The sequence below is a fragment of the Kitasatospora sp. NPDC036934 genome (assembly GCF_055608425.1).
Map to the genome: position 1 here is coordinate 106,427 of NZ_JBVJQR010000005.1, position 26,192 is coordinate 132,618.

29 protein-coding genes and 1 pseudogene are annotated in these 26,192 nt (G+C 72.7%); 16 read left to right on the forward strand and 14 right to left on the reverse strand.

Annotated elements, in window-relative coordinates; all coding sequences use genetic code 11:
* The first annotated feature begins 2 nt into the window (after positions 1-2).
* From ACZ7BZ_RS09620 to ACZ7BZ_RS09640, 5 genes are all read left to right on the forward strand, one after another.
* A complete protein-coding gene (locus ACZ7BZ_RS09620) occupies positions 3-323 on the forward strand; it encodes a DMT family transporter (protein WP_380458940.1) in 321 nt (106 codons plus the stop codon).
* A gap of 87 nt (positions 324-410) precedes the next feature.
* Positions 411-902: a hypothetical protein gene (locus ACZ7BZ_RS09625; protein ID WP_470357871.1), complete on the forward strand. Its 492-nt coding sequence runs from the start codon at positions 411-413 to the stop codon at positions 900-902.
* A gap of 330 nt (positions 903-1,232) precedes the next feature.
* Positions 1,233-1,355 carry a hypothetical protein gene (locus tag ACZ7BZ_RS09630; RefSeq protein WP_470357872.1) on the forward strand — a complete coding sequence of 41 codons (123 nt, stop codon included), beginning with the start codon at positions 1,233-1,235 and terminating at the stop codon, positions 1,353-1,355.
* Between the two features lie 30 nt (positions 1,356-1,385).
* A complete protein-coding gene (locus tag ACZ7BZ_RS09635; protein WP_470357873.1) occupies positions 1,386-2,837 on the forward strand; it encodes a WXG100-like domain-containing protein in 1,452 nt (483 codons plus the stop codon).
* A gap of 7 nt (positions 2,838-2,844) precedes the next feature.
* Positions 2,845-3,132: a hypothetical protein gene (locus ACZ7BZ_RS09640; protein WP_470357874.1), complete on the forward strand. Its 288-nt coding sequence runs from the start codon at positions 2,845-2,847 to the stop codon at positions 3,130-3,132.
* Between the two features lie 160 nt (positions 3,133-3,292).
* Here ACZ7BZ_RS09640 and ACZ7BZ_RS09645 read toward each other — a convergent pair whose 3' ends face one another.
* On the reverse strand, positions 3,293-3,514 hold the full coding sequence (locus tag ACZ7BZ_RS09645; RefSeq protein ID WP_470357875.1) for a Scr1 family TA system antitoxin-like transcriptional regulator: 222 nt from the start codon (positions 3,512-3,514) through the stop codon (positions 3,293-3,295).
* 68 nt (positions 3,515-3,582) lie between these two features.
* On the opposite strand from ACZ7BZ_RS09645, the gene ACZ7BZ_RS09650 reads away from it, so the two are divergent.
* On the forward strand, positions 3,583-4,239 hold the full coding sequence (locus ACZ7BZ_RS09650; protein WP_470357876.1) for a hypothetical protein: 657 nt from the start codon (positions 3,583-3,585) through the stop codon (positions 4,237-4,239).
* Position 4,240: 1 nt separating this feature from the next.
* On the opposite strand, the gene ACZ7BZ_RS09655 is transcribed toward ACZ7BZ_RS09650, so the two are convergent.
* From ACZ7BZ_RS09655 to ACZ7BZ_RS09665, 3 genes are all read right to left on the reverse strand, one after another.
* The gene (locus tag ACZ7BZ_RS09655) at positions 4,241-4,759 is read right to left on the reverse strand and encodes a pyridoxamine 5'-phosphate oxidase family protein (protein WP_470357877.1); all 519 of its coding nucleotides are present in this window, start codon (positions 4,757-4,759) and stop codon (positions 4,241-4,243) included.
* Positions 4,760-4,922: 163 nt separating this feature from the next.
* Positions 4,923-5,585: a phosphatase PAP2 family protein gene (locus ACZ7BZ_RS09660; protein ID WP_470357878.1), complete on the reverse strand. Its 663-nt coding sequence runs from the start codon at positions 5,583-5,585 to the stop codon at positions 4,923-4,925.
* A complete protein-coding gene (locus ACZ7BZ_RS09665; protein WP_470357879.1) occupies positions 5,585-6,271 on the reverse strand; it encodes a DedA family protein in 687 nt (228 codons plus the stop codon). The genes ACZ7BZ_RS09660 and ACZ7BZ_RS09665 overlap by 1 nt, the downstream gene beginning before the upstream one ends.
* 126 nt (positions 6,272-6,397) lie before the next feature.
* On the opposite strand from ACZ7BZ_RS09665, the gene ACZ7BZ_RS09670 reads away from it, so the two are divergent.
* The 3 genes from ACZ7BZ_RS09670 to ACZ7BZ_RS09680 all read left to right on the forward strand — a co-directional run bounded on the left by ACZ7BZ_RS09670 (position 6,398) and on the right by ACZ7BZ_RS09680 (position 9,785).
* Positions 6,398-6,835 (forward strand): BlaI/MecI/CopY family transcriptional regulator, encoded by a 438-nt coding sequence (locus ACZ7BZ_RS09670; protein WP_470357880.1) that lies wholly within the window; start codon positions 6,398-6,400, stop codon positions 6,833-6,835.
* Complete coding sequence (locus ACZ7BZ_RS09675) at positions 6,835-8,103, forward strand: M56 family metallopeptidase (RefSeq protein WP_470358027.1); 1,269 nt, start codon at positions 6,835-6,837, stop codon at positions 8,101-8,103. The genes ACZ7BZ_RS09670 and ACZ7BZ_RS09675 overlap by 1 nt, the downstream gene beginning before the upstream one ends.
* Before the next feature lie 173 nt (positions 8,104-8,276).
* Positions 8,277-9,785, forward strand: a complete 1,509-nt coding sequence (locus ACZ7BZ_RS09680) for a GAF domain-containing protein (RefSeq protein WP_470357881.1) — start codon at positions 8,277-8,279, stop codon at positions 9,783-9,785.
* On the opposite strand, the gene ACZ7BZ_RS09685 is transcribed toward ACZ7BZ_RS09680, so the two are convergent.
* Positions 9,704-10,204, reverse strand: coding sequence for an SsgA family sporulation/cell division regulator (locus ACZ7BZ_RS09685; protein ID WP_470357882.1), 501 nt, complete (start codon positions 10,202-10,204; stop codon positions 9,704-9,706). The genes ACZ7BZ_RS09680 and ACZ7BZ_RS09685 overlap by 82 nt on opposite strands.
* Positions 10,205-10,532: 328 nt before the next feature.
* Between ACZ7BZ_RS09685 and ACZ7BZ_RS09690 the strand changes: the two genes are divergently transcribed.
* From ACZ7BZ_RS09690 to ACZ7BZ_RS09705, 4 genes are all read left to right on the forward strand, one after another.
* Entirely contained in the window at positions 10,533-11,795 is a 1,263-nt protein-coding gene (locus tag ACZ7BZ_RS09690; protein ID WP_470357883.1) for a hypothetical protein, read from the forward strand.
* Between the two features lie 161 nt (positions 11,796-11,956).
* Complete coding sequence (locus tag ACZ7BZ_RS09695; protein ID WP_470358028.1) at positions 11,957-13,276, forward strand: TerD family protein; 1,320 nt, start codon at positions 11,957-11,959, stop codon at positions 13,274-13,276.
* Positions 13,277-13,483: 207 nt separating this feature from the next.
* A complete protein-coding gene (locus ACZ7BZ_RS09700) occupies positions 13,484-14,449 on the forward strand; it encodes an SGNH/GDSL hydrolase family protein (RefSeq protein ID WP_470357884.1) in 966 nt (321 codons plus the stop codon).
* 46 nt (positions 14,450-14,495) lie between these two features.
* A complete protein-coding gene (locus ACZ7BZ_RS09705) occupies positions 14,496-14,984 on the forward strand; it encodes a GNAT family N-acetyltransferase (protein ID WP_470357885.1) in 489 nt (162 codons plus the stop codon).
* Between the two features lie 69 nt (positions 14,985-15,053).
* On the opposite strand, the gene ACZ7BZ_RS09710 is transcribed toward ACZ7BZ_RS09705, so the two are convergent.
* Positions 15,054-15,746: an RraA family protein gene (locus tag ACZ7BZ_RS09710; RefSeq protein ID WP_470357886.1), complete on the reverse strand. Its 693-nt coding sequence runs from the start codon at positions 15,744-15,746 to the stop codon at positions 15,054-15,056.
* Between the two features lie 47 nt (positions 15,747-15,793).
* Here ACZ7BZ_RS09710 and ACZ7BZ_RS09715 point away from each other — a divergent pair.
* Positions 15,794-16,266, forward strand: a pseudogene (locus ACZ7BZ_RS09715) (NUDIX hydrolase).
* A gap of 17 nt (positions 16,267-16,283) precedes the next feature.
* Here ACZ7BZ_RS09715 and ACZ7BZ_RS09720 read toward each other — a convergent pair.
* Entirely contained in the window at positions 16,284-16,460 is a 177-nt protein-coding gene (locus tag ACZ7BZ_RS09720; protein WP_470357887.1) for a hypothetical protein, read from the reverse strand.
* Between the two features lie 309 nt (positions 16,461-16,769).
* Between ACZ7BZ_RS09720 and ACZ7BZ_RS09725 the strand changes: the two genes are divergently transcribed.
* Positions 16,770-16,973 carry a hypothetical protein gene (locus ACZ7BZ_RS09725; protein WP_470357888.1) on the forward strand — a complete coding sequence of 68 codons (204 nt, stop codon included), beginning with the start codon at positions 16,770-16,772 and terminating at the stop codon, positions 16,971-16,973.
* Between the two features lie 53 nt (positions 16,974-17,026).
* Here ACZ7BZ_RS09725 and ACZ7BZ_RS09730 read toward each other — a convergent pair whose 3' ends face one another.
* The 6 genes from ACZ7BZ_RS09730 to ACZ7BZ_RS09755 form a co-directional block, all read right to left on the reverse strand.
* Positions 17,027-17,290, reverse strand: a complete 264-nt coding sequence (locus ACZ7BZ_RS09730; RefSeq protein ID WP_470357889.1) for a hypothetical protein — start codon at positions 17,288-17,290, stop codon at positions 17,027-17,029.
* Positions 17,287-17,535 carry a hypothetical protein gene (locus tag ACZ7BZ_RS09735; protein ID WP_470357890.1) on the reverse strand — a complete coding sequence of 83 codons (249 nt, stop codon included), beginning with the start codon at positions 17,533-17,535 and terminating at the stop codon, positions 17,287-17,289. Before ACZ7BZ_RS09735 ends, ACZ7BZ_RS09730 begins: the two co-directional genes overlap by 4 nt.
* Positions 17,536-17,988: 453 nt before the next feature.
* Positions 17,989-18,918: a proline dehydrogenase family protein gene (locus ACZ7BZ_RS09740; protein ID WP_470357891.1), complete on the reverse strand. Its 930-nt coding sequence runs from the start codon at positions 18,916-18,918 to the stop codon at positions 17,989-17,991.
* 158 nt (positions 18,919-19,076) lie between these two features.
* Positions 19,077-20,705: an L-glutamate gamma-semialdehyde dehydrogenase gene (pruA, locus tag ACZ7BZ_RS09745; RefSeq protein WP_380461782.1), complete on the reverse strand. Its 1,629-nt coding sequence runs from the start codon at positions 20,703-20,705 to the stop codon at positions 19,077-19,079.
* A 177-nt stretch (positions 20,706-20,882) separates the two neighbouring features.
* Complete coding sequence (locus ACZ7BZ_RS09750) at positions 20,883-22,163, reverse strand: FAD-dependent oxidoreductase (protein WP_470357892.1); 1,281 nt, start codon at positions 22,161-22,163, stop codon at positions 20,883-20,885.
* Positions 22,160-22,756 (reverse strand): PadR family transcriptional regulator, encoded by a 597-nt coding sequence (locus tag ACZ7BZ_RS09755; protein ID WP_470357893.1) that lies wholly within the window; start codon positions 22,754-22,756, stop codon positions 22,160-22,162. The genes ACZ7BZ_RS09750 and ACZ7BZ_RS09755 overlap by 4 nt, the downstream gene beginning before the upstream one ends.
* 275 nt (positions 22,757-23,031) lie before the next feature.
* On the opposite strand from ACZ7BZ_RS09755, the gene ACZ7BZ_RS09760 reads away from it, so the two are divergent.
* On the forward strand, positions 23,032-24,633 hold the full coding sequence (locus tag ACZ7BZ_RS09760; RefSeq protein WP_470357894.1) for a PucR family transcriptional regulator: 1,602 nt from the start codon (positions 23,032-23,034) through the stop codon (positions 24,631-24,633).
* 30 nt (positions 24,634-24,663) lie between these two features.
* Here the strand turns inward: ACZ7BZ_RS09760 and ACZ7BZ_RS09765 are convergent, their stop codons facing one another.
* On the reverse strand, positions 24,664-26,163 hold the full coding sequence (locus ACZ7BZ_RS09765; RefSeq protein ID WP_470357895.1) for an alkaline phosphatase PhoX: 1,500 nt from the start codon (positions 26,161-26,163) through the stop codon (positions 24,664-24,666).
* Positions 26,164-26,192: the final 29 nt, after the last annotated feature.

The window sequence follows — 26,192 nt, forward strand, 5'->3', positions numbered from 1 at the left end:
ACATGCCCTACGTTCTGCTCACCCTCGCCATCCTGAGCGAGGTCTGCGCCACCAGCTGCCTCAAACTCACCGAGGGGTTCACCCGCCTCTGGCCCAGCCTCGGGGTGGGGATCGGCTACGCGCTGTCCTTCTACCTGCTCGGCCGCGCGCTCAAGCACATCCCGGTCTCGGTCGCCTACGCGGTCTGGTCCGGAGCCGGCACCGCGGCCGTCGCCGGGATCGGCGTGGTCGCCTTCGGCGAGTCACTGGGGAAGCTGCAGATCCTGGGAATCGCGCTGATCATCGTCGGGGTGGTCGTCCTCAACCTCAAGGGCGGCCACTGACAGTCGGTCAGTTCACCTGCCCCCGGGCCGGGTCGGAGCATCGGAAACCCCGGCGCCCCGCCCCGGCCCGTTCGCTACCGTGTTCCCATGACCGATCCCAGGCCCCACCACTACCGTTTCGTGCACCGCTCGCTCTCCCACCAACTCCTGGAACTGGGACCGCTGGTGACCACCCCGCCCCCCGACGGCCACCAGCTGCTGCCCGAGCTCGTCCGACTCTGGGACAGCGTCGGCGAGACCGTCCCGCCCGAGGACCGGCTGCCCAGCCACGGCCTCGACTGCCGCCACCTCGAAGCCGACGGCCACCGCCTGCTCCTGGTCACCCTGCCCACCCCGGCCGGCTCCACCGAGGCCTACTTCGCCGCCGCCATCCTCCCCAGGGGCGCCAAGGCCGTCCGCTACCTCACCCTGGAACACGCGATCAACCCCTTCGACGGCACCCCCGGCACCGTCCTCGGCGAGTGGACCAGCCAGGGCCACCTCAACCACGGCCAGGGACCCTCCCCGGTCGACGAACTCTTCGTCGCAGCCGTCATCGAGCTGACCGCCCCCAAGAAGCGCCCCTTCTGGCGCCGCTGACCCAACCCACCCCCGGACACGTGACCCATCTCACGCCATCCCACTGAAACCCCGTCGTCCGTCCTTCCGTCCTGTTCTTCGCACCTTTTCCGATGAACGGACAGTACGGGGGGCGACGCCGTGGGTGATGACGCAGCGAAAGCCGGCGGTCCGGAGTTCAAGATCCGCCCGGGTGAGCTGAAGGACGCCGCACCGACCTTCTAGAACCAGAGCAAGGCGCTCAAGGAGGCGCTCGACAAGCTGAAGCAGAGCCTCACCGCGGCCGGCAGCCCCTGGGGCGGCGACAAACAGGGCAACGAGTTCGCGGCGGCCTACAACACCCCGCACGACATGATGCTCGCCAAGCTCGACATCCTGGTCCAGGGGCTCACCGGCATCCACGACGGCCTGGCCGCCCACGCCGACAACCATGTCGCCGCGGACGACAAGGCTCGAAAGGACCTCACCTCATGACCGGCGGCCCGTTCCGGAAGGGGGCGGCCCATGGGTGAGTCCACGGTCGCCAAGGCCGTTCGAAAGCTCACCGGCATGTGGTGGCCGGACGCCGACCCCGACAAACTCCGCACGGTCGCCGACGCCTGGGACGCGATGGCCACCGCCCTCGACAACGTCACCGTCCCCACCAACCAGGCGGCAGCCGCCATCGTCGCCAACAACCACGGCCCCGCCATCGACGCCTTCGGCGCGTTCTGGGCCCGCTTCTACGGCGGCAAGGACAGTGCGGGCAAGGGCAAGGGCTGGCTCCCCGAAGCCGCCGACGTCTGCCGCAGCCTCGCCAAGGCGCTGCGCGACTTCGCCCACGAGGTCGACAAGGCGATCAAGAAGCTGGAGGAGGAGGCCGCGATCGTCGGCGGCACCCTGGTCGTCGGCACTGCCCTGGCCCTCTTCACCGCCGGCATCTCCGAAGCCGCCGCCGGAGGCGCCGCCGCCGCCATCGTCGCCACCGCGGCCGGCCTGGGCGTGACCGTCTCCGAGGCCATCGCCACCATCGCCGCCACGGTTCTCGTCGGCGCCGCCTTCGGCGCCGTCGAGGCCATCACCGTGGACCTCGCCGTCGCCCAGCCCATCCGCGTCGAGTTCTTCGACGACGGCGGCTACAGCTTCGACGAAGCCGTCGACTCCGCCAAGACCGGCGGCATCATGGGCGGCGCCGGGTCCGGCCTCGGCTCCGGCGCCCGCGTCCTCTCCACCACCGCCGAGGTCTCCGACAGCGCCTCCGTCGCCCTCGCCACCGCTGGAAAGGTCGCCAGCGCCGCAGATACCGTTCCTGGCCGCATGGTCGCCGGCGCCGGCCTCACCTGGGGCTACGACGCCGCCTTCCAGACCGGCCCGGTCATGCCTCTGGACGTCGTCCTCGGCGGAGTCGGCGCTGGAGCCGGCCCGAGCGGCAAGGGAGTCGACACCGTCAAACGTATCGCCGATCTCAGCGGCGAGGGCCACGCCCCGGGCCGCCATGTCAAGGCCGACGACACCGCCCTCCAAACCCGGCTGGGCACCACGATCACCAACCCGGACGGGTCTCCCAAGATCTACACCCATGCCTCGAGCAACGCCGGCCACGTCAAATCCAAAGACCACATCGACCCGCTGACCGGCACCACGGTAGACGGTGAGAACGGCGGTGTGCACAAGTGCGGCCCCTACGCGACGCGGTACGACGATCCGGCGGATCTGGTCACGGTCGATAAATACATGCGGAAGTACATCAGGGAGAACGGGCGCCCACACAACAGCGCGGTCCCCATCGACGATATCCTCGGCCCCGAGGGACACAAACGCTTCACCGGTTTCTACAAGGATCCACAGGATCCGAGCCGCTACCTGCCGGTCGACTTCGAGGGCGGGGAAATCGCCACCTTCTACGAAGTCGGTGCAGATGGAAAGTGGCATCTGATCACCTCATACGCCAACCCGGCACCGGGAAAGCACCCGTAAGGACATCATGGAGTCTGAACTCGCCGGATTCATGCGGCAGTATCTCAACGTCGAGATGGCCTACTCCTACATGGAGCGCTTGAAGACAACCATCAACAGATCGAACCCCGTATGGGGCGAGGACCTGCAGAAATGGTTCACGCAGCTCTTCGCGGAGCGGGATCTCACCCGGGGCGAATACTGCGAACTCACCTGGGTCGAGTTCGAGACCGACGAGGAAATGTACGCGTATCTGGAGAAGGTTCATGCGTACCTCCTCCTGGGCTCCGAAGAAGTCCCGATCCCACCTGACTGACGATCCGACACGCCACTGGGCGGGCGTCACGCAGTCCGCGTGACGCCCGCCCATCTGGCTGCTTGCCTGATCATGGTGATCAATCGGTCATGGCTTGCGGCCGTGCCCATCAGACCGGTCCAGGCCTCATCGTAGATTCGAACGCGCTGCTACTCGTCTATCACGGTCGCCGAACCGAGCGCTCCGAGTCGACCTCCTCCTGAGGCCGGCGCGCGTGCCGCAGCAACTCCCACATGTACGCCTCGGTTTGCAGCAGCCCGGGAACGAACTCCGATTCGTACGTCCGCACCTGCGATGCCGCGCCCTCAAGTCCCCGGTGCGCCTTCGTCACCAGCGCGTACGCGGCGAGCAGTTCGGTCTCCTCGGCGCTCGCGCCGGGCACCCCGCCCTCGGGCCGTCGGAATCCGGGCGTACGCTTCCAGCCCGTCGTACCGGGAAGCGGGGGAAACCATGGCAGGGGAAACGAGTAGGCGCACGGCGGTCGCGCTGACGGTCGGGCTGGTGGCGGCGGTGCCGGCCGGGACGGTCGGGTTGGTGGCGGTGAGCACGTACGTGGGCTTCGGCAGCGCGGTGTTGCTCGGGCTGGTGATCGGGGTCGCCTGGGTCGTGGGTGTGGTCCGGCTGCTCGGGGCGGGGGCGGGCTGTTGGATGGCGGTGCTCGGCGCCGTCCTGTGGCTGCTGGCGCTGGGGTCGGTGGACTTCGCCCGGGATTCGGTGATCCTCAGTACCTCCGGGGTGACCACCACCGCCCGGGTCACGGCGGCGCACGACTTCCCCCAGGGCAAGCATCCGGACTCGACGTACGACCTCGTGGACGGGAACGGCGTGCCGATCCCGGACGGCACGGTGTTCGCGGGTCTGCGTTCGCACGCGGTCGGCGACCGGCTGACCGTACGGTACGACCCCGGGGGCATCGCGGAAGCGCGCCTGCCGGAGAAGGTGGACTTCCCGAGGGACCTGGCCGTCGCGCTCGGCCTCAACGCCTTCCTGATGGCCGGCACCGCCGGTCTCGGTGTGGCGGTGGTCCGCAACGGCCGCCCGCGCCGGGTGCCGCGGCGCCGAGGGGGCGAGATCGGGAGGACGGGCCCGCTGAACGCCGGGCGCTGAGCTATCGCTCCCGCACGACCCGCGCCCGCAGGTAGTTGCGCCGCCCGAAGTTGGGCTCGTCCACCGCCGTCAGGTCCTCGACCTGGAAGCGGTAGAGCGCAGCCGCCCCGCCGCCGGTGAGGTACTGCCGCCGGGTGTCCTCGTCCTGGGCGAAGGCCGGGTAGCGCCCCTGGTAGGCCGCGAGGGCGGCCTCCGCCTGCCGCCCCCAGGCCTCGCTCGCGCTGCCGGTCAGCTGGAGTCCGCGCAGTTGTTCGCCGAAGGCGGGCGGCGGAAGGAAGACGGTGGCGGCGGCCCGGGCCTCCTCGGTGAGGTGGTGGCTGTGCCGGGTGGAGCGCTCGCTGACGAAGTACAGGACGAGGTCATCGTCGTAGGCGAAGAAGGCCAGGTTGGCGTGCGGCCCGTGTTCGTGGCCGGCGGTGGCGAGGGTGAGCACCATGGCTTCGGCCAGCAGGCCTTCGACGCCCTTGTGCAGCAGGTCGCCCGGCCAGTCCCCCTGCGTGATGTCGAGTCGGTACGGCATTCGGCACTCCCTCCACTGGCGCCCGGTGCCTTCGCGCCCCGGGCACGACTGAGCCGGGCGGGCGCCCCCGTCAAGGGCACCGCGCCCGGCTCACATGCTCCACCGCCGTCCGAAACCGGACAAGGGGCGGGCCGCTCGGGAATCGGTACTACTGCACCCGGTCCTACCGCGCCCGGTGCGAGGGGTACCCGCGGGTCACCACCGGCAGCGTGCCGGGCCCGAGCAGCGGGCGCAGCGCGCCGGAGCGCATCTTGTCGACCAGCGGCCCGCAGCGGCCGGCGAGCGGTGCCAGCAGCAGGGCGACCAGGGTGCCGACGAGGGCGCCGACCGCGACGTCGTGGGGGTAGTGCACGCCGACCCAGACCCGGGAGGCCGCCATCAGCACGGCGAAGACGGTCGCGACGACGCCGAGTCGGCGGCTGACGAACCAGAGCGAGATCGCGGCGGCGAAGGCGATCACCGAGTGGTTGCTGGGGAAGGACCAGTCCCCGGCGGTCGGGCAGGTCTCCAGCGAGACGCTGCCGGGGATCTGGGCGCACGGCCGGAGTTCCTCGACCATGCCCTTGAGCACGGAGTTGACGCCGTACGCGACGACCACGATGACCGGGGAGGCGAGCACCTTGGCCATGGTCGCCGAGTCGGCGCCGCGCGCCCGCCACCAGGCGTAGAGCATGAACAGCGCGAACAGCCCGAGGCCGATCGCGGACCAGACCTTGATCAGGTCGTCCAGCCAGTGCGGGGCCGACTGCGCCCACCCGTTGACCCGGGTGTAGAGGCTGCCGTCGATCCCGCTGCCGTCGTAGACGGCCAGAGCCCGTGAGGACATCACACGTCACCTCCGTGACGGCGCACCTTACGGGCGCGGAACAGTTCAAGAACAATGGGGAGCACGGAGACAACTACTACCAGACCGATGATCGGCAGCAGATACTGGTCGATCCCGGGAATCGAGGATCCGAGCCCGTACCCGGCCAGCACCACGCCGACCGTCCAGACCGCACCGCCCGCGACCTGCCAGACGGTGAACGAGCGGACCGGCACTTCGAGTACGCCGCAGAGCGGATTCAGCACCGTACGGACCACCGGGATGAACCGGGCCAGCACGATCGCCTTGCCGTGCCCGTACTTGGCCAGCAGTTCCTCGGCCCGCGCCACGCCCTCCAGCAGGCTCCTGCGCTCGGTGCGGGAGAGCAGCGCCCGCCCGCCGCGGCGGCCGATCAGGTAGCCGACCTGCGCCCCGGCCAGGGCCCCGACGAGAGCGGCGGGCAGCACCTGCCACAGGTGCAGCTGCGGGCCCTTGGTGGCGCCGGGCACGCAGAGCAGGCCCGCGGTGAACAGCAGCGAGTCGCCGGGCAGGAAGAAGCCCACCAGCAGGCCGGTCTCGGCGAACAGCACGACGGCGATGCCGAGCGCGCCGAAGGCGGCGAGCAGCGAGGACGCGTCCAGCGGGTTCACCGCGAGGTGGGAGCCCGCGGCGAGCTGGGACACCGGATCGGCAAGGAACTGGAGCAAGGCTTGCGGACCTCCCGTACGTTGGGGGGCGGTCCCGCCGCGGTTCACCGCGGAACGCACCCCGACCGTCTACAGTGACGTAGACGGTCTACATGACTGTAGACGATAGCTGGAGGAAGCGCCGCCATGTCCGACGTACCGTCCGCCCGCCGGCCCGCCGGGGAGCTGGAGGCCGAGGTGCTGGCCGCCCTCTGGTCGGCCCGGCAACCGATGACGCCGCAGGACGTCCAGACGGCGCTCGGCGGGGACCTCGCCCGCACCACCATCGCGACGATCCTGGCCCGGCTGCACGACAAGGGGACGGTCGAGCGCACCCGGGCCGGCCGCGCCTACGCCTACATCCCGACCGTCCAGGACACGGCGGGCCTCGCCGCCCGCCGGATGCACACCGAGCTGGGCCGCGAGGCCGACCGCTCCACCGTGCTCGCCCGCTTCGTCTCCGACCTCTCCGCCGAGGACGAGCAACTGCTGCGCGCACTGCTCGGCGACGGAGGCGACGGGGCCCACGGAAGCGACGGGGCCCACGGAGCCCACGGCCGGCCGGGATCGGCGGGCACACCGTGATGCTCGCCGTCTGGGCGCCGCTGCTGCTGCCCTTCCTGACCGTCCCGCTGGCCCGCCGCCTCGCCGAGGCACTGACCCCCCGCGCCGCCGCCTGGCTGCTGGCCGGCACCGCCACCGTCCTGGCCGCCGGCACCCTCTGCTCGCTCGGACTGCTCGCCACCGCCGGACTGCTCCAGCTGCCCCCGGTCGCCGCCCTCGGCCACCTCTCGCTGCCCTGGCTCACCGCCGCCGCGCCCGGCGCCCCGCTCGCCGCCGCGGCGGCCGGCCTCGCCCTGGCCGCGCTCGCCGCTCTGGCGGTCCGCACCGCCCGCCGGCGCCGACGGGAACTGCGCACCGCCCGCGCCGCCCTGCCGACCCCGGTCCTCCCCTGCGAAACGGCCCTTCCCCACGACACCGGCGCCGAAAGCCACGTCCCCGGCCCCGGCCACAGCAACAGCAACAGCAACAGCAACAGCAACAGCAACAGCAACAGCAACAGCAACAGCAACGATCCCGGCCACGGCCCCGCCGAGACGGCCGGCGACCAGCATCCGGACATGCGCCCCTGGCACGCCTCCGTGCGCGGAGCGCGCGCCACCCGGAGTGCGCGGGGCACCGTACGGCTCCTGCCGGACTCCGCCCCCACCCGGCTCCGTCGGGCCCTGGAGCGGCTCCGGCACCCCGCCGACCACCCGCTCACCGTGCTGGACGACGACCGCGCCGACGCCTTCGCCCTCCCCGGCCGCCTGCGCCGCCCCGGCCGAACCGGGGAGCCGGGCCGGATCGTGGTCACCTCCGGGATGCTGCGCGCCCTCAGCGGCCCCGAGCGCTCGGCCCTGCTCGCCCACGAGCGCGCCCACCTCACCGGCCGGCACCACGTCTTCCTCGCCCTCGCCGAGCACGCCGCCGACCTCCACCCGGCGCTCCGCCCACTGCGCGCGCCCCTCGGGTACCACCTGGAGCGCTGGGCCGACGAGGTGGCAGCCGCCCGGGTCGGCGACCGCGCCGTGACCGCCCGCGCGGTCGGCCGGGCCGCCCTCGCCGCGAGCCGCTCACCCTGGCCGGCCCGCCCCACACTGGTCGCCGCCGCCCACTCCGGTCCGGTCCCGCGCCGGGTCGCCGCCCTGCTCCAGCCCCGCCCGGCCGCCACCCCGGCCACCCGGCTTCGGGCCGTCGCCGCCGCCCTGGCCGTCTGCCTGGCCCTGACCACCGGCGCCACCCTGGAGGCCACCGCCGACCTCCACCACACCGTCGAGGCCGCCCAGCACGAGCCCGGCACGGAACGCTGAAACCCGCCCCGCCGGGCCTCGCCTCAGACCCACCGCACCGCCGCCGGACCGTTTCCGTACCGACCGGTATGCGGACTTGGCAGACCCCATCCCCACACGCCCACCGCACCCGTACGCTTTCGTCAGCGCGTCGACCCCGGCGCGTCCTCGAACGGCGGCGAGGAGCAACGCGAGTGCGGCAGACCGGACGGCAGTCCCGACGACCAGAGCGCCGCACACCGCCGACCGCGGCAGAACTGGCCAAGGTTCACGAGCGCACCCTCGACGCCGCCGCCGCCCGCGAACTCACCCTCCCCGATACCGGCGGACCCAGCGGACCCGCCGGCCCGGGCCGCCCCGACCGGCTCGAACCCCGCCCCGAGATCGGCGACTCCTGGGCCCGGCTGCGCCGCCTCGGCCTCGACCCCGACAGCGGCGCCGCCACCGTCCTGCTCGGCCCCGCCGAACTGGAGCAGCGCCGCCGGGCCAGCGGGCTCGACAACGTCATGCCGGTGCTGCGCGAGACCCTCCTCGAACCGGTCGCCCAGGCCCCGCTGATCCTCGCCATCGCCGACGCCGAGGGCCACGTGCTCTGGCAGGAGGGCGAGCGCGGGCTGCGCCGCAGCGCCGACCGGATCGGCTTCGTCACCGGCGCCCGCTGGACCGAGGAGACCGTCGGCACCAACGGCATCGGCGTCGCGCTGCGCGCCCAGCGCCCGATGCACGTCCACTCCGCCGAGCACTACCTGCGCAGCCACCACACCTGGACCTGCGTGGCCGCGCCCGTGCACGACCCGGCCACCGGCCGACTGGTCGGCGCGATCAACCTCAGCGGCCCGGCCCACAACGTCCGCCCGTACCTGCTCCAGCTCACCGCCACCGCCGCCCGGCTCGCCGAGACCGAACTGCGCGCCCACCGGCTGGAGGCGCTGAACCAGCTGCGCACCCTCGCCGCCCCGCTGCTGGCCCGGGTCGGCGGCCCGGCCCTGGTGGTGGACGCGGCCGGCTGGACCGCCGCCGCCGCCGGGCTGCCACCGCCCAGCCGGCTGCGCGTCCCCAGCGAGGGCTGGGCCCCGGCCGCCGTGCACTGGGTGCCGGGGCTCGGCGAGTGCGTGCTGGAGCCGCTCGCGGACGGCTGGCTGGTGCGCCCGGTCCGCCCGGCCGGGGGCGACGAGCCGGACGGCTCCGGCACGCTGAGCGCCGAGCGGGCCGAGGGTGCCCGGATCCTGCTCGACCTGCGGCGGCCGGACCGCCCCGAACTGTCCGTCCGGGGCGCCGCCGACAGCTGGTCGCACCCGGTCAGCCCGCGCCACGCCGAACTGCTGCTGCTGCTCGCCACCACCCGCGGCGGCAGCACCGCGGCGCAGCTCGCCGAGGCGCTGTTCGGCGACGCCGGGCGGACGGTGACGGTCCGCGCCGAACTGTCCAGGCTGCGCCGCTACCTGGGCGGCCTGCTGGCCCACCGGCCGTACCGCTTCGCCGACTCGGTGCTGGTCACCGTGGAGGGACCGGAGGATCCGTACGACCTGCTGCCCTCCTCCGTCGCCCCCGCCGTCCGACGGCTGCGGGCCGAGCTGGCGGCGGGCCGGGGCCGGCTGCCGGGCGCCGCGGCGCCGGTACCTCAGCCGCCCGCGAGCAGCGCGAGCAACTGGTCGTCGGTGGGCCCGCAGTCGCGCTCCGCCTCGGCCGAGACCAGCGCGTAGGTGCGGTCCAGCCAGGACTGCACCCGGGGCCTGGAGGCTTCCAACAGGGCGCTGCCGTGCGGGGATTCGAGCGCCAGGTGCAGCGTCGAGCCGTGGCAGGGGCAGTAGGCCGGCCACAGCTTGACGTCGCCCTGGCCGCTCAGGGTGTGCAGGCCGTCGCGCAGCAGGTCGCGGGAGAACACCCAGTCCGCCTCGTCCGGACGCCCCACGTGGAAGGTCAACAGCACCTCGTACGGGCGGGCGGCGTCGAAGCGGAACCGGGTGCGCACCTCGCCGACCACTTCATCGCCCAGCGAGATCCGCAGCACCAGGACCTCCTCCACCGCCGCCGGAGCGGCGGTGGAGCTGCCCCCATCGCCGCCCGTGGGGGTGGCGGCGAGGGGAGCACTGGAGGCTGCTGACAGCGGGTCGGGCGGCATGACGGTCTCTCCGGGAACGGCGCGGGATGCCATCAGCCTGCGCCACCGGCGGCCGGGCGGGCAAGGGTTGCAAGGGGGTTGCAATAATCCCCGACCGGCGTAGCGGCCCCTTACCGGACTTATCAGAGTGACCGTCAACTTCCTTTTCCCACACGGGCGTCCGGAAAATCGATGGCTGCCGTCCGACCCTCGGCCACCCGCTGGTACGCTCTCCCCTCCCGACGCGGGCCCGACGCGGAGCCGGCCCCGGACGGCCGAATCCGGGCCCGGCGGCGGCGCGTGGGACAATACGGCGACGCGACGGCGACTTCGGGGAGGGAGGGGTCCGGTGGCTGTGCGTGGGGAGACCACGTGGGACGTGCAGCACGAGCCCGCACGGCAGGGTCGGCACGGCCGACCACGCCCGTTCGGCGGCCGGTTCCGGCTGCCCACCCTGCGTTTCTCCGGCGCCGCGATGGCGATGTCCACCGTCGTCGGCATCAGCATCGCCACCACCCTCCTGCTGAACGAGCAGCAGGGCATCGGCCGGCGGGCCGGCGTCGCCCGGGTCGGCACCAGCCCGCCGCCCAGCCCGAGCGGCACCGACCAGGCCGATGCCGCCACCGACCGGACCCACGACACTCCCGCGCCCAGCGGCCGTCCGCACACCCCGAAGCCCTCGGGGCACGCCCCGGCCCGCCCGTCCGGTCCGGCGAACGCCGCGGCCACGCCTCCGGCCGGCCTGCGCGCCGGGACGGCGGCCCCGGTCGTGCCGCCGACCGGCGGGCAGGCCTCCGCCGGGGGCGACCCACGGTCCGCGGGCGACTCCCCTGCCACCGACTCCCCCGTGGGCGCCACCGGGACGGACGGCCGGGCGGACGCCGGGGCCTCCCCCTCCGCCCAGCCGTCCCCGCCCGCCACGCCGCCCACCGGGCAGCCCGGCGCCGGACAGTCCCCGCACCCGCCCGGACTCCAGCCGACCACCTCGGCCCGTCCGGGGCCCGGTCCGGTCGGCGCCGCCACCGCCGACGCCCCCGAAGCCGGCACCCCCGGGAGCACCGGCAGCCCCGGGAGCGGCAGCCCCGGGAACACCGACGCCCCCAAGAGTGCGACCACCGGCCAGAACGGCGCCGACAGCGCCGACGCCACCACCCCGGAGGACGACCGGACCCTCACCGGCACCGGCCTGACCACCACCGTCGGCCGCGACGGCATCCGGCACGCCCTGGACCTCTCGGTGGCCGAGCCGGTCACCGCCCTGCAAGCCGAATTCCGGCTCGCCACAGGCGAGTTGGCCCCCGGAAGTGGCGCCGCCTGGACCGATCTGCCAGGCGCCGTGGTGACCACCCAGCAGGAGCGCGGCACCCTGGTCTACCGCTTCACCACCCCGCCCGGCACCGACGTCAAGCCCGGCCGCTACGGCTTCGTGGTGCGCGGCAGCCGCCCGGCCGAACCGCCCGGCCCGATCGGGCCGGTGCGCAAGCCGGCTCCGCCGGAGGGCTGGAACGTCGCCGCCTTCGGCATCGAGCACCCATGGGCGGTCGCCGCACTGGGCGGCTTCGGTCCGCTGTCACCGCAGCCCGCCCAGCAGTTGGCCCACCAGGCCCGCTGAACGGCCCGCTGAACGTCCATCGTCTCGTCCGACGATCAGGTAGCTCATGGGCTCATCGCCGCACCCTCGTTCGTTACTGTGGGCAGCACCCGGCCCGACGCCCCACCGGCCCCGGCCCGGGCCGCCGTTCCGCACCCGAGGAGGAGTCCTTGTCCACCGTCCTGACCCAAGGCGGCAACGCACCGCTGACCGCCGCGCGGGTGACCGTCGAGGTCACCGCGCCCAAGGCGCTGGACGTCTCCGGCCTGCTGCTGACCGACGCCGGCAAGGTCCGCTCGGACGCCGACTTCGTCTTCTTCAACGCCCCGCACGGGCCCGGCGTCAGCCTCCGCCCGGCCTCCGTCGGCGCACCGGACGCGATCACCGTCGACACCCCGGCCGTCCCCGCCGACATCAGCAAGATCGTGGTCACCGCCAGCCCGGCCGACCAGTCCGCCACCTTCGCCGGGATCGAGCCCACCGCCACCGTCCGGGACGCCGACACCGGCACCGTCCTGGTCACCTTCACCCCGCCCCGGCTGGGCCTGGAGACCGCGCTCATCGTGGTCGAGGTCTACCGGCGGGGCGGCGCCTGGAAGGTGCGCGCGGTCGGCCAGGGTTACGCGGACGGCCTGGCGGGCATCGCGACCGACTTCGGCGTCAGCGTCGACGACTCCCCGGCGCCGCCCCCGCAGCCCGCCGCCACCGCGCACCCGGCCGCCGACCCGTCCCCGGCGAGCGCGCCGACCGTCCAGATGCACTCCCCCGCCGCGGCGCCGCTGCCACCCGTCCCTCCGGTGCCTCCCGTCCCGCCGGTCCCACCGGTCCCGCCGGTCGACCCCCGGATCGCCCTCGCCACCGTCCCCTCGATGCCCGCCGCACCCCCGGCCGCGACGGCCCCCGCCCCCGACCCCGCCGAGCGCCCCAAGGTCACCCTGGACAAGGGGCGGGTCAGCCTGGTCAAGGGCAGCTCCGTCTCCCTGGTGAAGAACGGCCGCCCCTTCCTCTCCTCGGTCCGGATGGCCCTCGGCTGGGAGTCCGCCGCCCGCGGCCGGGACATCGACCTGGACGCCTCCTGCCTCGCCTTCGACTCCAAGCACCAGCGCCTGGAGACGGCCTGGTTCATGAAGCTGACCATCTTCGACGGCGCGGTCGCCCACTCCGGCGACAACCTGGTCGGCGGGGACGGCGGCGACGACGAGGCGATCACCGTCCACCTGGAGGGCCTCCCGGCCGAGGTCCACGCGCTGGTGTTCGTGGTGAACTCCTTCTCCGGCCAGAAGTTCACCGACCTGCGGAACGCCTACTGCCGCCTGGTGGACGTCCGCACCGAGGAGGAGCTGGTCCGCTTCGACCTCACCCACTCCGAGCCGCGCACCGGCGTGGTGATGTGCAAGCTGGTCCGCCGCCCCACCGGCGAATGGGAGATGACGGCGCTCGGCGAGTTCGTCGACGGCAAGACCGCCCGGGCGATGATCGAACCGTCCGCCGCCCTCCTCTGACGCCGGGCACACCGCCGAACGCGACACCGGACACAACGCCGGGCACAACACCCGACACAACCCCGAACGTCAAAGCCACGCCCACCATTTCACCCCCCTGGGGCATCAAGTCGTCCACGGATCGGCTCGATTGACTCTCAGGGGGGTGAACCGCACTCTCCGCCGCGTCCTGCACCCGCATGCCCGTGCACCCGTTGAGGAGAGACCGTGCCCCGATTCCCGTCCCGCCTCGCCGTCGCCGGCACCGCCGTCGCCCTCACCCTCGGCCTGACCGCCCCCACCGCCGTCCACGCCGCCGCCAAGCCCGCCACCCGCGCCGGCACCCTGAACTGGGCCGCCCTCGGCGACTCCTACACCTCTGGCGTCATCGAGGCCACCGGCGACCTCACCACGCCCCAGGACGGCTGCGCCCGCACCACCGGCTCCTACCCCGAGCTGGTCCGCCGCGACCTCGGCTCCCTGGTCGACCTGCACAACGTCAGCTGCAGCGGCGCCACCAGCCCGGACGTCCACATGAACAAGCAGAGCCCGCTCGGCCGCCCGCTCCCGCCGCTCGGCAGCGACCCCAACGCCCCCTACCCGCCCGTCCCGCCGCAGATCGACGCCGTCGACCCGACGAGCGACGTGGTCACCGTGGGCATCGGCGGCAACGACCTCGGCTTCGGCCAGATCCTCAAGGACTGCATCGAACTCGGCGCCGCCCACTTCGGCCAGGGCACACCCTGCAAGGACAAGTACGCCGCCCAACTTCCCGGCCGCCTCAACCAGTTGCGCACCGACTACGGCACCATGCTCACCGCCCTCCAGGCGAAGGCCCCGTCCGCCAGGATCATCACCGTCGGCTACCCGCACCTGGTCCCCGAGGACACCGCCCGCTGCCAGTACGGCAACCTGCTGCAGTTCGCCACCTTCACCCCCGGCGACCTCGCCTGGGCCCGCACCGGCATCCTGGAGCCGCTCAACCTGGCCATCGAGCAGGTGTCCTCGGCCCACCAGGACACCTACGTCGACCTCTACCCCGGCTCCGCCGGGCACAGCGTCTGCGACGCCGACCACTGGCTGGACGGCGTGCTGACCAGCGTCGTTCCGCTCAAGTACGCCCTGGTGCACCCGAACGCCAAGGGCCAGTCCTTCGCGGCCACCCAGGTCGAGAGGACCGCCCTCGGCGGCTGACCGAAAACCACTGGCGCGACCCGCCGCCGAGGATCATCCTGGCCCGATGCTCATCCGCGAAGCCACCCCCGAGGACTGGTCCGCCATCTGGCCGTTCTTCCACGCGATCGTCGCCGCCGGCGAGACCTTCCCCTACCCCCTGGACATGTCCTCCGAGCTGGGCCGGGAGTGGTGGATGCACTCCGACCCCGACCGCACGGTGGTCGCCGTCGACGACGACGGCACGGTCCTCGGCACCGCCACCATGAACCGCAACCGCCCCGGCAACGGCGGGCACGTGGCCAGCGCCAGCTACATGGTCGACCCGGCGCACCACGGCAAGGGCATCGGGCGGGCCCTGGTCGAGTACACCCTCGACTGGGCCCGCCGAACCGGCTTCCGCGCCATGCAGTTCAACGCGGTGGTCGCCAACAACCACCACGCCGTCCGGCTCTACCGGTCACTGGGCTTCGAGGTCGTCGGCACCGTCCCCGACGCGTTCCACCACCCGGTCGACGGCTACGTCGGCCTGTACGTCATGTACCGCCCGCTGTAGGGGAGTTCGCCGTAGGGGAGTTCGCCGTAGGGGAGTTCGCCGTAAAGGAGCCTCCCGCAAGGGAGTCCGCTACTCCTCGATCGCCCCGCCGACCCGCCGCAGGTGCTGCCGGAAGCTGTACGACGGGTCGGCGGCGCGCCCCTCCAGGTACTCCTCGAACCGGGTCTGCTTCCGCAGGTTGTCCCCGGCGACGATCCGCGCCGCCTGCGCCCGCTCGGTCCGGGCGATCCCGGCGGCCGCCGCCAGCACCTCGCCGGCCCGGTCGGCCGGCACGAACAGCACCCCGTCGGCGTCGGCGAACACCACGTCCCCGACACCCACCAGGTGGGGCCCGAACCGCGCCGACTCCAGCGCCTCCGGCTCCCGCCCGTCCAGCCGCAGCGGCCCCACCGGCAGCGCACCGTAGCTGAACACCGGCAGCCCGATCTCCACCAGCTCCGGCGTGTCCCGGTGCAGCCCCCACACCACGATCCCGGCCACCCCGGCGGCCCGCGCCTCCAGCACCGCGAGGTCCCCGATGCAGGCCTCGTCGGTCCGCCCGCCGTTGTCGATCACCAGCACGTCCCCGTCCAGCGCGGCCCCGTACGCCTCCAGGAACACGTCCACACTCCCGTAGTGCCGCACCGGCAGCACCCGCCCCGCGACCCGCGCCCCGGCCACCACCGCCCCCACCCCCGCCGGCGCCGCCCGCACCCCCACCCCGAGCCGCACACACGCATCCGCCACCAACGGCGTGGACAGCCCCGCGAACTCCTTCAGCATCACCAACTCCTTCCAGTAAAAGCCCAGTTGGCCAGCACCGGGATCCTATGCCAGGCCCCGAACCCACACCGTCGAGTGATAGTCCGCCGTGCACTGCATCACCCTGTCAGGCTGCGAACAGCGCGACGTCCATCCACACCGACAACGGGATGTGGGCCCTGCCCGGCGGCAAGATGGACCTGGGCGAGTCCCTCGGCGACTGCGGCATCCGCAAGACGTACGAGGAAACCGGCATCCACATCGAGATCACCGGCATCGTCGGCACCTGCACAACCCCGGGCACGTCTTCGCCTACGACGACGGGGAGGTCCGCCAGGAGCTCTCCATCTGCCTCCTCGGCCGACCGGTCGGCGGTGAACTGCGCGTGTCCAACGAGTCCCACGAGGTGGCGTGGTTCACCCCGGCGGAGACAGATGAGCTGCCCATGGTGCAGGACTTCCTCCACGGCACGGTGCTCGTCCGCGCCGCCAAAGCCCTCACCCCCGCGCAGGCCGCCGAGTACGACAAAGCCGCTGGCTGAACGGCCGGCACCGACCCCTACGAAACGCCCGTACGCGCGGCGAGTTCCCGCACACCAGCCACTGTCACCGGCGCGTACAGCAGGTCCGCCGTCAACGCCCGCAGGGCCGGGCGGCGGACCTCCTCCGGCGCCGCCTGCTCGGTGAACCGCAGGGCCGCGAATGTCCTGCGGTGGTCGCCGAGGTGGTGCCACATACGGGCACCCGGGCCAGCTGTCGAACGGGTTCCCTGGCGAGTGCCCCGGCCGGGCGCATCCCCATCCCGATCCTCATCCGGAGGAGTGCGTCATGAGCGCAACCCAGCTTCTCGAACGCCCCGCGGCCCCGAACCCGACCCACCCGCCGACCCCGCAGCCCAGTAATGTGCCGGACAGCGACCGGACCACGTCCGCCGTGTCGTGCCCGGTCTGCGGGTCGGGGTCCACCTACCAGACCATGGACGGCCGTTGGGGTTGTACTGCGTGCGGCTCCAGCTGGGGCTGAGACGGCCAGGAGGGCAGCCAGCATGTTGATCTGTGCGCAGTGTCGCACCGCGAAGGCGGCGATCGAGGACCTCGACGTGCAGCCGCCGCGGCCCTGGTGCCTCACGTGCGCCACAGCCCTCGTGCGCGCAGGTGACCCGGTGATCAACTACCGCTCGCTCGGCGACCAGGACGAGTACGGATCTGTTCTCGTCGGCGGCAGCACGGCCGCACTGCGATTCCGCTGATCAACACGATGAAGCGCCCCTGCTCTCCCGGAGGAGAGCGGGGGCGCGGTGGTTCAGTGAATGAGCGGGGCCATCGAGGCGACGACGGCAACAACAGCAGCGATGGCCGAGATCGTGGGCAGCGGCCAGCGGTTCGCCTCCAGGTGTCTCAGCCGGGACTCGTGGGCGGCGAGTCTGGAGTCGGCATCCTTCCGGTCACCCACGGGAGCGTCCAGCTTCGACTCCAGGCGGACCAAGCCGTCGCAGATCCTCCTCACCTCCTCATGCATCTGCTGCGGCGTGACGACGATGCCCAGACCTGGCAGCGACGTACTCACCCACGGCTCCCGGCCGGCGGGACAAGCGGCACGGGCGAAGCCATCCTCAGCCAGGACGGCAGCAGCCGGTCCACCGCCGGCAGGGCCATCACCCGGGTGATGCCGGCCGTGACCAGGAGCCCGTTGGCGATGCCGGCCGTGGTCTGCGGGACGCCGGAGGCGCCCACGATGAGCGGGGCCGCAGCAGCGAGGCTGAGGGCGTCCTGCACGACGGTTCGGATGGTGCGGCGGGTCGAGTCGCGCATGGTCAGCCCTTCGGGGTGGTGTTGACGGTGAGGGTGATGCCCGCGGCGAACTTCGCGGCGATCGTGTCCGGCGCCGAGTCAACCTTCTGCGAAACCGTGGAGAGTCCCGTCGCGTTGAGCTTGTAGTCGAGTACGTGGACAACTTCACGCCGGTCAAGGTGACACTCCCCTGGCGCGGCCCCGGCGGCCCGGAGAGCGGCGAGCTGACCGTCACCCTCCTGATGACCACACGGTTCGGCAACCCGATCAACCAGTCGTCGTGGAATTACGACGCCTGGAAGGCGGCCCTGTGCAACGCAGGCCTCATCGAACCGTGGGACAGCACCCGCGCGTCGCACCACCGGGGCGGCTGGGAGGCGGCACGCGAGTCTGGTCGCGGTCCCGGCTGGCCAGGGTACGGAACGGCCCGCACCCCCCGTCAGGGGTGCGGGCCGTTCCAACCTGCCGCCGGGGTCAGCTACGGGTGGCCATGGCGCGCAGGAAGAAGGTGAGGTTGGCCGGGCGCTCGGCGAGGCGGCGCATGAAGTAGCCGTACCACTCCTGGCCGTACGGGAGGTAGACCCGCATGGTGTTGCCCTCCTCCGCGAGGCGCAGCTGCTCCTCGGGGCGGATGCCGTACAGCATCTGGTACTCGAAGGAGTCCCGGGTGCGGTTGTTCCACTGGGCCAGCTGGCCGGCGATCTTGATCATGTTGGGGTCGTGCGAGGCGATCATCGGGTAGCCCTCGCCGGCCATCAGGATCTTCAGTGCGCGGACGTACGCGAGGTCGACCTCGTGCTTGCCCTGGAAGGCGACCGACTCGGGCTCCTTGTAGGCGCCCTTGCACAGCCGCACCCGGGAGCCGGCGCCGGAGAACTCGCGGCAGTCGGCCTCGGTGCGGCGCAGGTAGGCCTGGAGGACGACGCCCAGCCAGGGATAGTCCGCCCGCAGCTCGCGCGCGATGGCGAGGGTGGAGTCGGTGGTGGTGTGGTCCTCCATGTCGAGGGTCACCGTGGTGCCCGCGTCGGCGGCGGCCTCGCAGATGCGGCGGGCGTTCTCCAGCGCGATCTTCTCGCCGTCCACCGGCAGGAACTGGCCGACGGCCGACAGCTTCACGGACACCTCGGCGCCGGCCGCCAGGCCGGTCTCCTTGAGGGCCTTGAGCAGGTGCTCGTACGCCTCGGCGGTGCCGGCCGCCTGGGCCGCGTCCTTGGTGTCCTCGCCGAGGTGGTCGAGGGTGACCTTGCGGCCGGTCGCGACCAGGTCGTCGGTCGCGGTGACGGCGTCGTCGAGGACGTCACCGGCGACGAAGCGCTCGACTATCGCGTGGGTCGGGGGGAACTTCTCGACCACGGTGCGGACCTGGGGGGACCGGGAGGCCGCGAGAAGGGCGGAACGGAGCATCGTGACTCCAGGAGCTGGTGTTTCCAAGGGTGGCAGAAAGAGCCGGGGCGGCGGTACGGGGGTGGAGCCGCCGCCCCGGCGGGGCGATGCCCGGCTGCGGGGCCGGGCATCGCGGGTGACCGTTGGCTACTGGCGCAGAGCGGTCGAGAACGGGCTGGTCAGCCCATGTGCGGGTAGCGGTAGTCGGTCGGCGGGACGAAGGTCTCCTTGACCGAGCGGGTCGAGGTCCAGCGCGTCAGGTTCTGCTTGGCGCCGGCCTTGTCGTTGGTGCCGGAGGCCCGGCCGCCACCGAAGGGCTGCTGGCCGACGACGGCGCCGGTCGGCTTGTCGTTGATGTAGAAGTTGCCGGCGGCGAAGCGCAGCTTGTGCATCGCGTCCTGGGCCGCCGCGCGGTCCTGGGCGATGATCGCGCCGGTCAGGCCGTAGGCCGACACGGACTCCATCTGGGCCAGCATCTCGTCGTACTTCTCGTCCTCGTAGACGTACACGGCGAGGATCGGGCCGAAGTACTCGTCGCGGAAGTACTCGGAGGCCGGGTCCTGGCAGACCAGGACGGTCGGGCGGACGAAGTAGCCGACCGAGTCGTCGTACGTGCCACCGGCGAGGACCTCGACGGAGTCGTCGGCCCGGGCGCGGTCGATGGCGGCCTTGTTCTTGGCGAAGGCGCGCTCGTCGATGACGGCCGACATGAAGTTGGACAGGTCGGTGACGTCGCCCATGGTGAGGCCGTCGACCTCGGCGGCGAACTCGTCCTTGAGGCCGGCCCAGATCGAGGCGGGGACGTAGGCGCGGGAGAGCGCCGAGCACTTCTGGCCCTGGAACTCGAAGGCGCCGCGGGTCATCGCGGTCTTCAGCACGGCCGGGTCGGCGGACGGGTGGGCGACCAGGAAGTCCTTGCCGCCGGTCTCGCCGACGATCCGCGGGTAGGTGCGGTAGCCGGCGATGTTCTCGCCCACGGAACGCCACAGGTGCTGGAAGGTGGCGGTGGAGCCCGTGAAGTGGATGCCGGCCAGCGCCGGGTGCTTGAGCGCGACGGCGGAGACGTCCAGGCCGTCGCCGGTCACCATGTTGATGACGCCCTTGGGCAGGCCCGCCTCCTCCAGCAGCTGCATCAGCAGGTGCGCGGAGAACTGCTGGGTCGGGGAGGGCTTCCACAGCACCACGTTGCCCATCAGCGCGGGCGCGGTCGGCAGGTTGCCGGCGATCGCGGTGAAGTTGAACGGGGTGATCGCGTAGACGAAGCCCTCGAGCGGGCGGTGGTCGCTGCGGTTCCACACGCCGTCCGAGGAGATCGGCTGCTCGGCCATGATCTGGCGGGCGAAGTGCACGTTGAAGCGCAGGAAGTCGACCAGCTCGCAGGGGGTGTCGATCTCGGCCTGCTGGGCGGTCTTGGACTGGCCGAGCATGGTGGCGGCGGCCAGGGTCTCGCGCCAGGGGCCGGCCAGCAGGTCGGCGGCCTTGAGGAAGATCGCGGCGCGGGAGTCGAAGGAGAGCGCCTGCCAGGCCGGGGCAGCGGCCAGGGCAGTGTCGATGGCCTCCTGCGCGTCGGCCTGGGTGGCGTTGCGCAGGGTGCCGAGCCGAGCCGCGTGGTTGTGCGGCTGGACGACGTGGAACTCGGTGCCGCCGCCCATCCGGCGCTCACCGTTGATCGTCATGGTCAGCTGGACCGGCTCCTGGCCGCCCAGCTCCTTCAGCTTGGCCTCCAGGCGAGCCCGTTCCGGGCTGCCGGGGGCGTAGCTGTGGACCGGCTCGTTCACCGGCGCGGGGACCTGGGTCACAGCGTCCATAGAGCGCACGCTCTCCTTCGTTCAATGCGGGGGGATTGCCTGCGCGGGTCACACGCGGGCCACAGCACGAACGCTATTCCTGCCCACCCGGCCACTTGATTGGCCGGGCGGCTAAATTCCCCCGTACGGCGTTGTCCGGCCCGACGAAAGCGGTCACGCCGCGGTCACGACCACCCGTCAGGCGGCCCGACCGGAACGCCCCGCCGACCCCACCGGCACCACCCGCCGCTCCCAGTCGATCCGGTACCCGTGCACCGGCCGGAGCATCCTCTCCGGGCTCATGACCGTCCGCATCATGATCGGCGCGACCAGCCGGAACAGCAGCCGCCCGACCGGCCCGGAGGCCTTCTGGCTGTTGGTGCGCGCGGCATCGGCGGCGATCTTCTCCACCCGGGGCCGGCGCAGCGCCTCGTACGCGGCGAAGGCCTCGGCGTGGTCGGGCAGGTCTCGCAGGCAGCGGGCGAGTTCGACGGCGCTCTCGACGGCCAGCGAGACGCCCTGGCCGGAGCTGTTGGACGGCGCGTGCACCGCGTCGCCGACCAGCACCATCCGGCCGCGGTGCCAGTGCGGGACGGACGGCATGATCTCCAGCCGGGGGAAGGCCTCGACGGTCCCGGCGTCGGCGACCCGCAGCACCTCGCGGGCGGGCAGGTCGTCGGCGTGCAGTTCGCGGCAGCGGCGCAGCCACTCCTCCTGGCTGAGCGCGCGCACCTGCTCGGTGGTGAGCTGCTCGGGCTGCGGGATGTTGCTGAACCAGGCGGTGCCGCTGCCGTCGGCGAGGCTCCAGTAGCCGAAGAAGGCCCGGGCGCCGTTGGCGAAGTGCACGGTCTCGCCGCAGCCGGCCCGGCCGGGGAGCCGGTACGGGCTGTAGCCGCCGACGCCGAGCAAGCCGGTGTACTTCGCGGCGGGCGCGGCCGGGTCGATCAGGGTGCGGACGGTGGAGCCGGTGCCGTCGGCGCCGATCAGCAGGTCGCCGGTGGCGGTGGTGCCGTCGGCGAAGTGCGCGGTGATGCCGTCGGCACCGTCCTCGACGGCCACCAGCCGCTTGCCGTAGCGGATTTGGAGGCCGGTCTCGCCCAGTCGCCGCTGCAGCACTTCGTACATCTCGGCGCGCCGCATCAGCCGCCCGCGCGGCAGGTCGGCGAGGCCGGCGAACTCGGCCAGCACGCCGCCCTTGCCGTCCTCGATCACCATCGGGCCGACCGGCTGGCCGACCCGGCCGAGCTCGGCCTCCAGTCCGACGGCGGCCAGCGCACCGAGCCCGTTGGGGGCGATCATGAAGGTTCCGCCGATGCCCTCGGCGGAGTTCTCGTAGGCCTCGAAGACCTCCGCCTCGATGCCGGCCTTGCGCAGCGCCAGCGCCATCACCGGACCGGCGATGCCGCCGCCGATGACCAGGGCCTTCTTCGCGGATGTAGCGGACGTAGCGGATGTAGCGGACGTACGGGTGGTGCTCATTCCAGGCTCCCCATGAACTCCTGCAGGGTCCGGTTGAACTCCGGCTCCCCGATCTGCGCGATGAGGTTCTCGGTGTAGCGGCGCTCGGCCTCCAGCAGCGCCAGGGCGTACTCCTCCTCGACGACGAACATCGGGTGGACGTCCGCCTCGACGGCCTGGCGCAGCAGGGTGCGCGAGGTGTCGATCCGCGCGTCCAGCGCCTCCAGCCGCCGGCCGAGCAGGGCGGCCGACTCCTCGGTCGGCAGCACCACGAGCAGGCAGAGCGCGACCCCGAAGGCCGGGTACTCCTCCTGCGGTTCGGCGAGCCATTCGCGCATCCAGTCGAGGAGTTCCGTCCGGCCCTCGGGCGTGAGGGCGTAGACGGTGCGCTCCGGCCGCTGGGTGTCGCGGACGGTCTCCTGTTCGGCGACGAACCCGGCCTTCCGCAGCTGCTCCACGACCATGTAGAGCGAGCTGCGGTTGTACTTGATGTTGCGGTCCTTGCCGTGCTCCTTGAGCCGGCGCCCCATCTCGTACGGGTGCATCGGCTCGCCTCCGAGCTCGGCCAGGACCGCGAGGGCCAGGGGGTTGGAGACCTTGCGTCGCTTCGCCACGAGAACGTTCCTCATCACTTGGTCAGTACTGACTATCCATTCTCAGATAGTCAGAGTCAACTATTCAGGAGTAACCATCGCCGGGACGGCCCACAAGTCTGTCCGCCCGGCTAAAATCAACCACACCCCGTTGTCCGCCCGGATGAACCGAACGCCCGGGGCGAACCGGGCCGGCCGAACGAACCGAACGAACCGAACGCTCGGACGCACGCACCGGACCGCCCTGACGGATCGGACCGGACCGCCCGGACGGCACCGGATGAAGGAGGCCCGGAATGACCACCCCCGGCCTCCCGCTCCGCCGGCTGCTGATGTCGCTCGGCGAGCCCCTGGTCGAACTCCAGGCCGCCCCCCAGGGCCTGGACGTCCCCGTGCGCGACGTCGCGATCCTCGACCCGGAGGACCCCCCGACCGCCGCTCCCGGCGAACTCGTCCTCGCCATCGGCGCCCGAGGCCGCGCCGCCCTCCCCGCCCTGCGCGCGGCGGGCCGGGCCGGCGCCGCCGCCGTCGCCGTCAAGCTGGATGCCCCCGGCCAGGCCGACGCCCTGCGCGAGGCCGCCACCGACGCGGGTGTCGCCCTGCTCTCGGTGCGCCGCGAGACCCGCTGGGAGCACCTGGACTCGCTCGCCCGGGCGATCATCGCCGGCCCCGACGCCCCGGACTCCCCCGGCGCCCCCGAGCCCAACGCCGGCGACCTCTTCTCGCTCGCCCAGACCGTCGCCGTGCTCACCAACGGCATCGTCTCGATCGAGGACACCTCCAGCCGGGTCCTCGCCTACTCCCGCTCCTCCGACTCCGACGAGGTCGACGACCTGCGCCGACTGTCCATCCTCGGCTGGCAGGGCCCGGAGCCGTACCTCTCCAAGCTCCGCGAGTGGGGCATCTTCCAGCACCTGCGCAGTTCGGACGCCCCGATCGCGGTCGAGCCGCACCCCGAGCTGGGCCTGCGCCGCCGCCTCGCGGTCGGCATCCGGGCCGGGGCGCAGCCGCTGGGCACCATCTGGGTGCAGGAGGGCGCTCAGCCGCTGGCGCCGCACGCCGAACAGGCCCTGGTCGGCGCCGCCCGGGTCGCGGCCGCCCAACTGGTGCGCCGCCGACGCGAGTTGTCCGCCGACGTCCGACTCACCCAGACCCTGCTGACCGGACTGCTGGAGGGCTCCACCGGCCCCCAGTCGCTGGCCACCCACCTCGGACTGGACCTGCGCCGCCCGGCCACCGTGCTCGCCTACGCCGCCCGCACCACCGAGGCGCTGCACCGCTCCGACGTCACCGGCCTGATCTCGGTGCACACCGCGGCCCGGCACCGCACCGCTCTGCTCGCCCCGATCGAGTCCCGGGTCTACGTGCTGCTGCCGGAGCTGCCGGCCGGCCTGCCGATGACCACCGTGCGCGACTGGGCCGCCGAGGTGGTCACCGCGGCCCGGGAGCACCTCGGCATCCCGTTGCGGGCCGCGATCGGCTCGACCGTCGAGGGCCTGTCCCAGGTGCCGGACTCCCGCGCCCAGGCCGACCGCATCCTGGACGCGATGGGCCGCGGCGGGGTGGACCTCGACGTCGCGGCGCTGATCGACGTCCAGGCCGAGGTGCTGGTCAGCGAGATGCTGGCGCTGCTCCAGGAACGCGGCGGCCTGCGCGACCCCCGGCTCACCGCGCTCACGGCGTACGACCGCCGGCACGGCACCCGGCTCGCCGAGTCGGTGCTCGCCTGGCTGGACGCCCTGGGTGAGGTCCGGGCGGCCGCCGACGCCCTGCACATCCACCCCAACACCCTGCGCTACCGGGTGCGCCGCGCCGAGCAGTTGACCGGCATCGACCTCGCCCAACCGCAGCAGCGACTGCTGGCGATGCTGCAACTGCGGCTGCCCGCGGACGAGTGATCCGCGGGCAGCACCGCACCTGACGTTGCGTCAGGCGCCGTATCCCTGACCCCGCTTGTGCCCGTTCAGCCGGCGCCACGGCCCGCTGACGGCCAGCTGGATGCCGGGGGTCTGGATGTTGGCGAACAGGGTCCTGCCGTCGTCCGAGAAGGTCACCCCGGTGAACTCGCTGAACTCGGGCTTCTCGGCGCTGCCGATGTTCAGCTCGTTGCGGGCGATCGGGTAGACCAGCCCGTCCTCGGTGGCGCCGAACAGGTGCGAGACGCCCTCTCCGTCCTCGGCGATCACGATGCCGCCGTACGGCGAGACGGTGATGTTGTCCGGGCCGTCGTAGTTGTCGTGGTCGCCCCAGACGTCCTGGTTGACCCCCAGCAGCACCTTCAGCGTGATGGTGCGCCGCGCCGGGTTGTAGAACCACACCTGGCCGTCGTGCTGCAACGGGCTCTCCGAGCGGGCGTAGCTGGAGACGAAGTAGAAGCCGCCGTCCCCCCACCACATGCCCTCCAGCTTGCGGGCCCGGGTGACCTCGCCCTCCTTGAACTGCTTGCGCACCGAGACGGTCCGGGCGTCGCGGTCCGGCACCTTGACCCAGTCGGCGCCGTAGACGGTGCCGACCTCGGTGGCGCGGGAGAGGTCGTCGACGAACCGGCCCCGGGCGTCGAAGACCTTGAAGGCCTCCAGCACACCGGCGTCGGCGGCGAGCTTGCGCAGCTGGAAGCGGCCGTGCCTGAAGCCGACCGGCGGGGTCCAGCGGAACAGCAGGCCGTTCGGGTTGGAGGCGTCCTCGGTCAGGTAGACGTGGCCGCGCTTCGGGTCCACCACCACGGCCTCGTGGGCGTACCGGCCGAAGGCCTTCACCGGCTGCGGGTCCCGGTTGTAGTCGTCGTCGAAGGGGTCGACCTCGAAGACGTAGCCGTGGTCCTTGGTGAAGCCGTTCTTCCCGGCCTTGTCCTCGGTCTCCTCACCGGACAGCCAGGTGCCCCACGGGGTCACGCCGCCCGCGCAGTTGGTGGAGGTGCCGGCGATGCCGACCCACTGCTCCACCGAGCCGTCCCGCTTGGCGTGCACGATGGTGCAGCCGCCGGCCGCGCCCGGGTCGTAGACGTGCCCCTCGGTCAGCGGCACCGGGTACGGCCAGTTGGCCCGGGCGCCGGACAGCTCGTGGTTGACCACCATCAGGTTGCCGCCGCGCTCGTCCTCGAAGGCGGAGGTGCCGTCGTGGTTGCTCGGGGTGAACTCGCCGGTGCGCAGCCGGGTCCGGCCCGCCCGGTTGAGCACCTGGTACGAGAAGCCCTTGGGCAGCGCCAGCAGCCCGGCCGGGTCCGGCACCAGCGGGCCGTAGCCGATCGCGGCGCCGCCCGCCGCGTTGGTCCCGGCGGCACCGGCGGCGGCCGTGACCGGGGCCTCCCCGCCGACCGGCGCGGCGATCGCACCGGGGGCGCTGGCCAGCGCCTCGGCACCACCGGCGATCAGCACGCCGGCCCCGACGAGGGTGGAACGGTTGACGAAGTCCCGGCGGGACAGCGACATGGCAGCAACTCCTGAGGGGTGTACGGGCG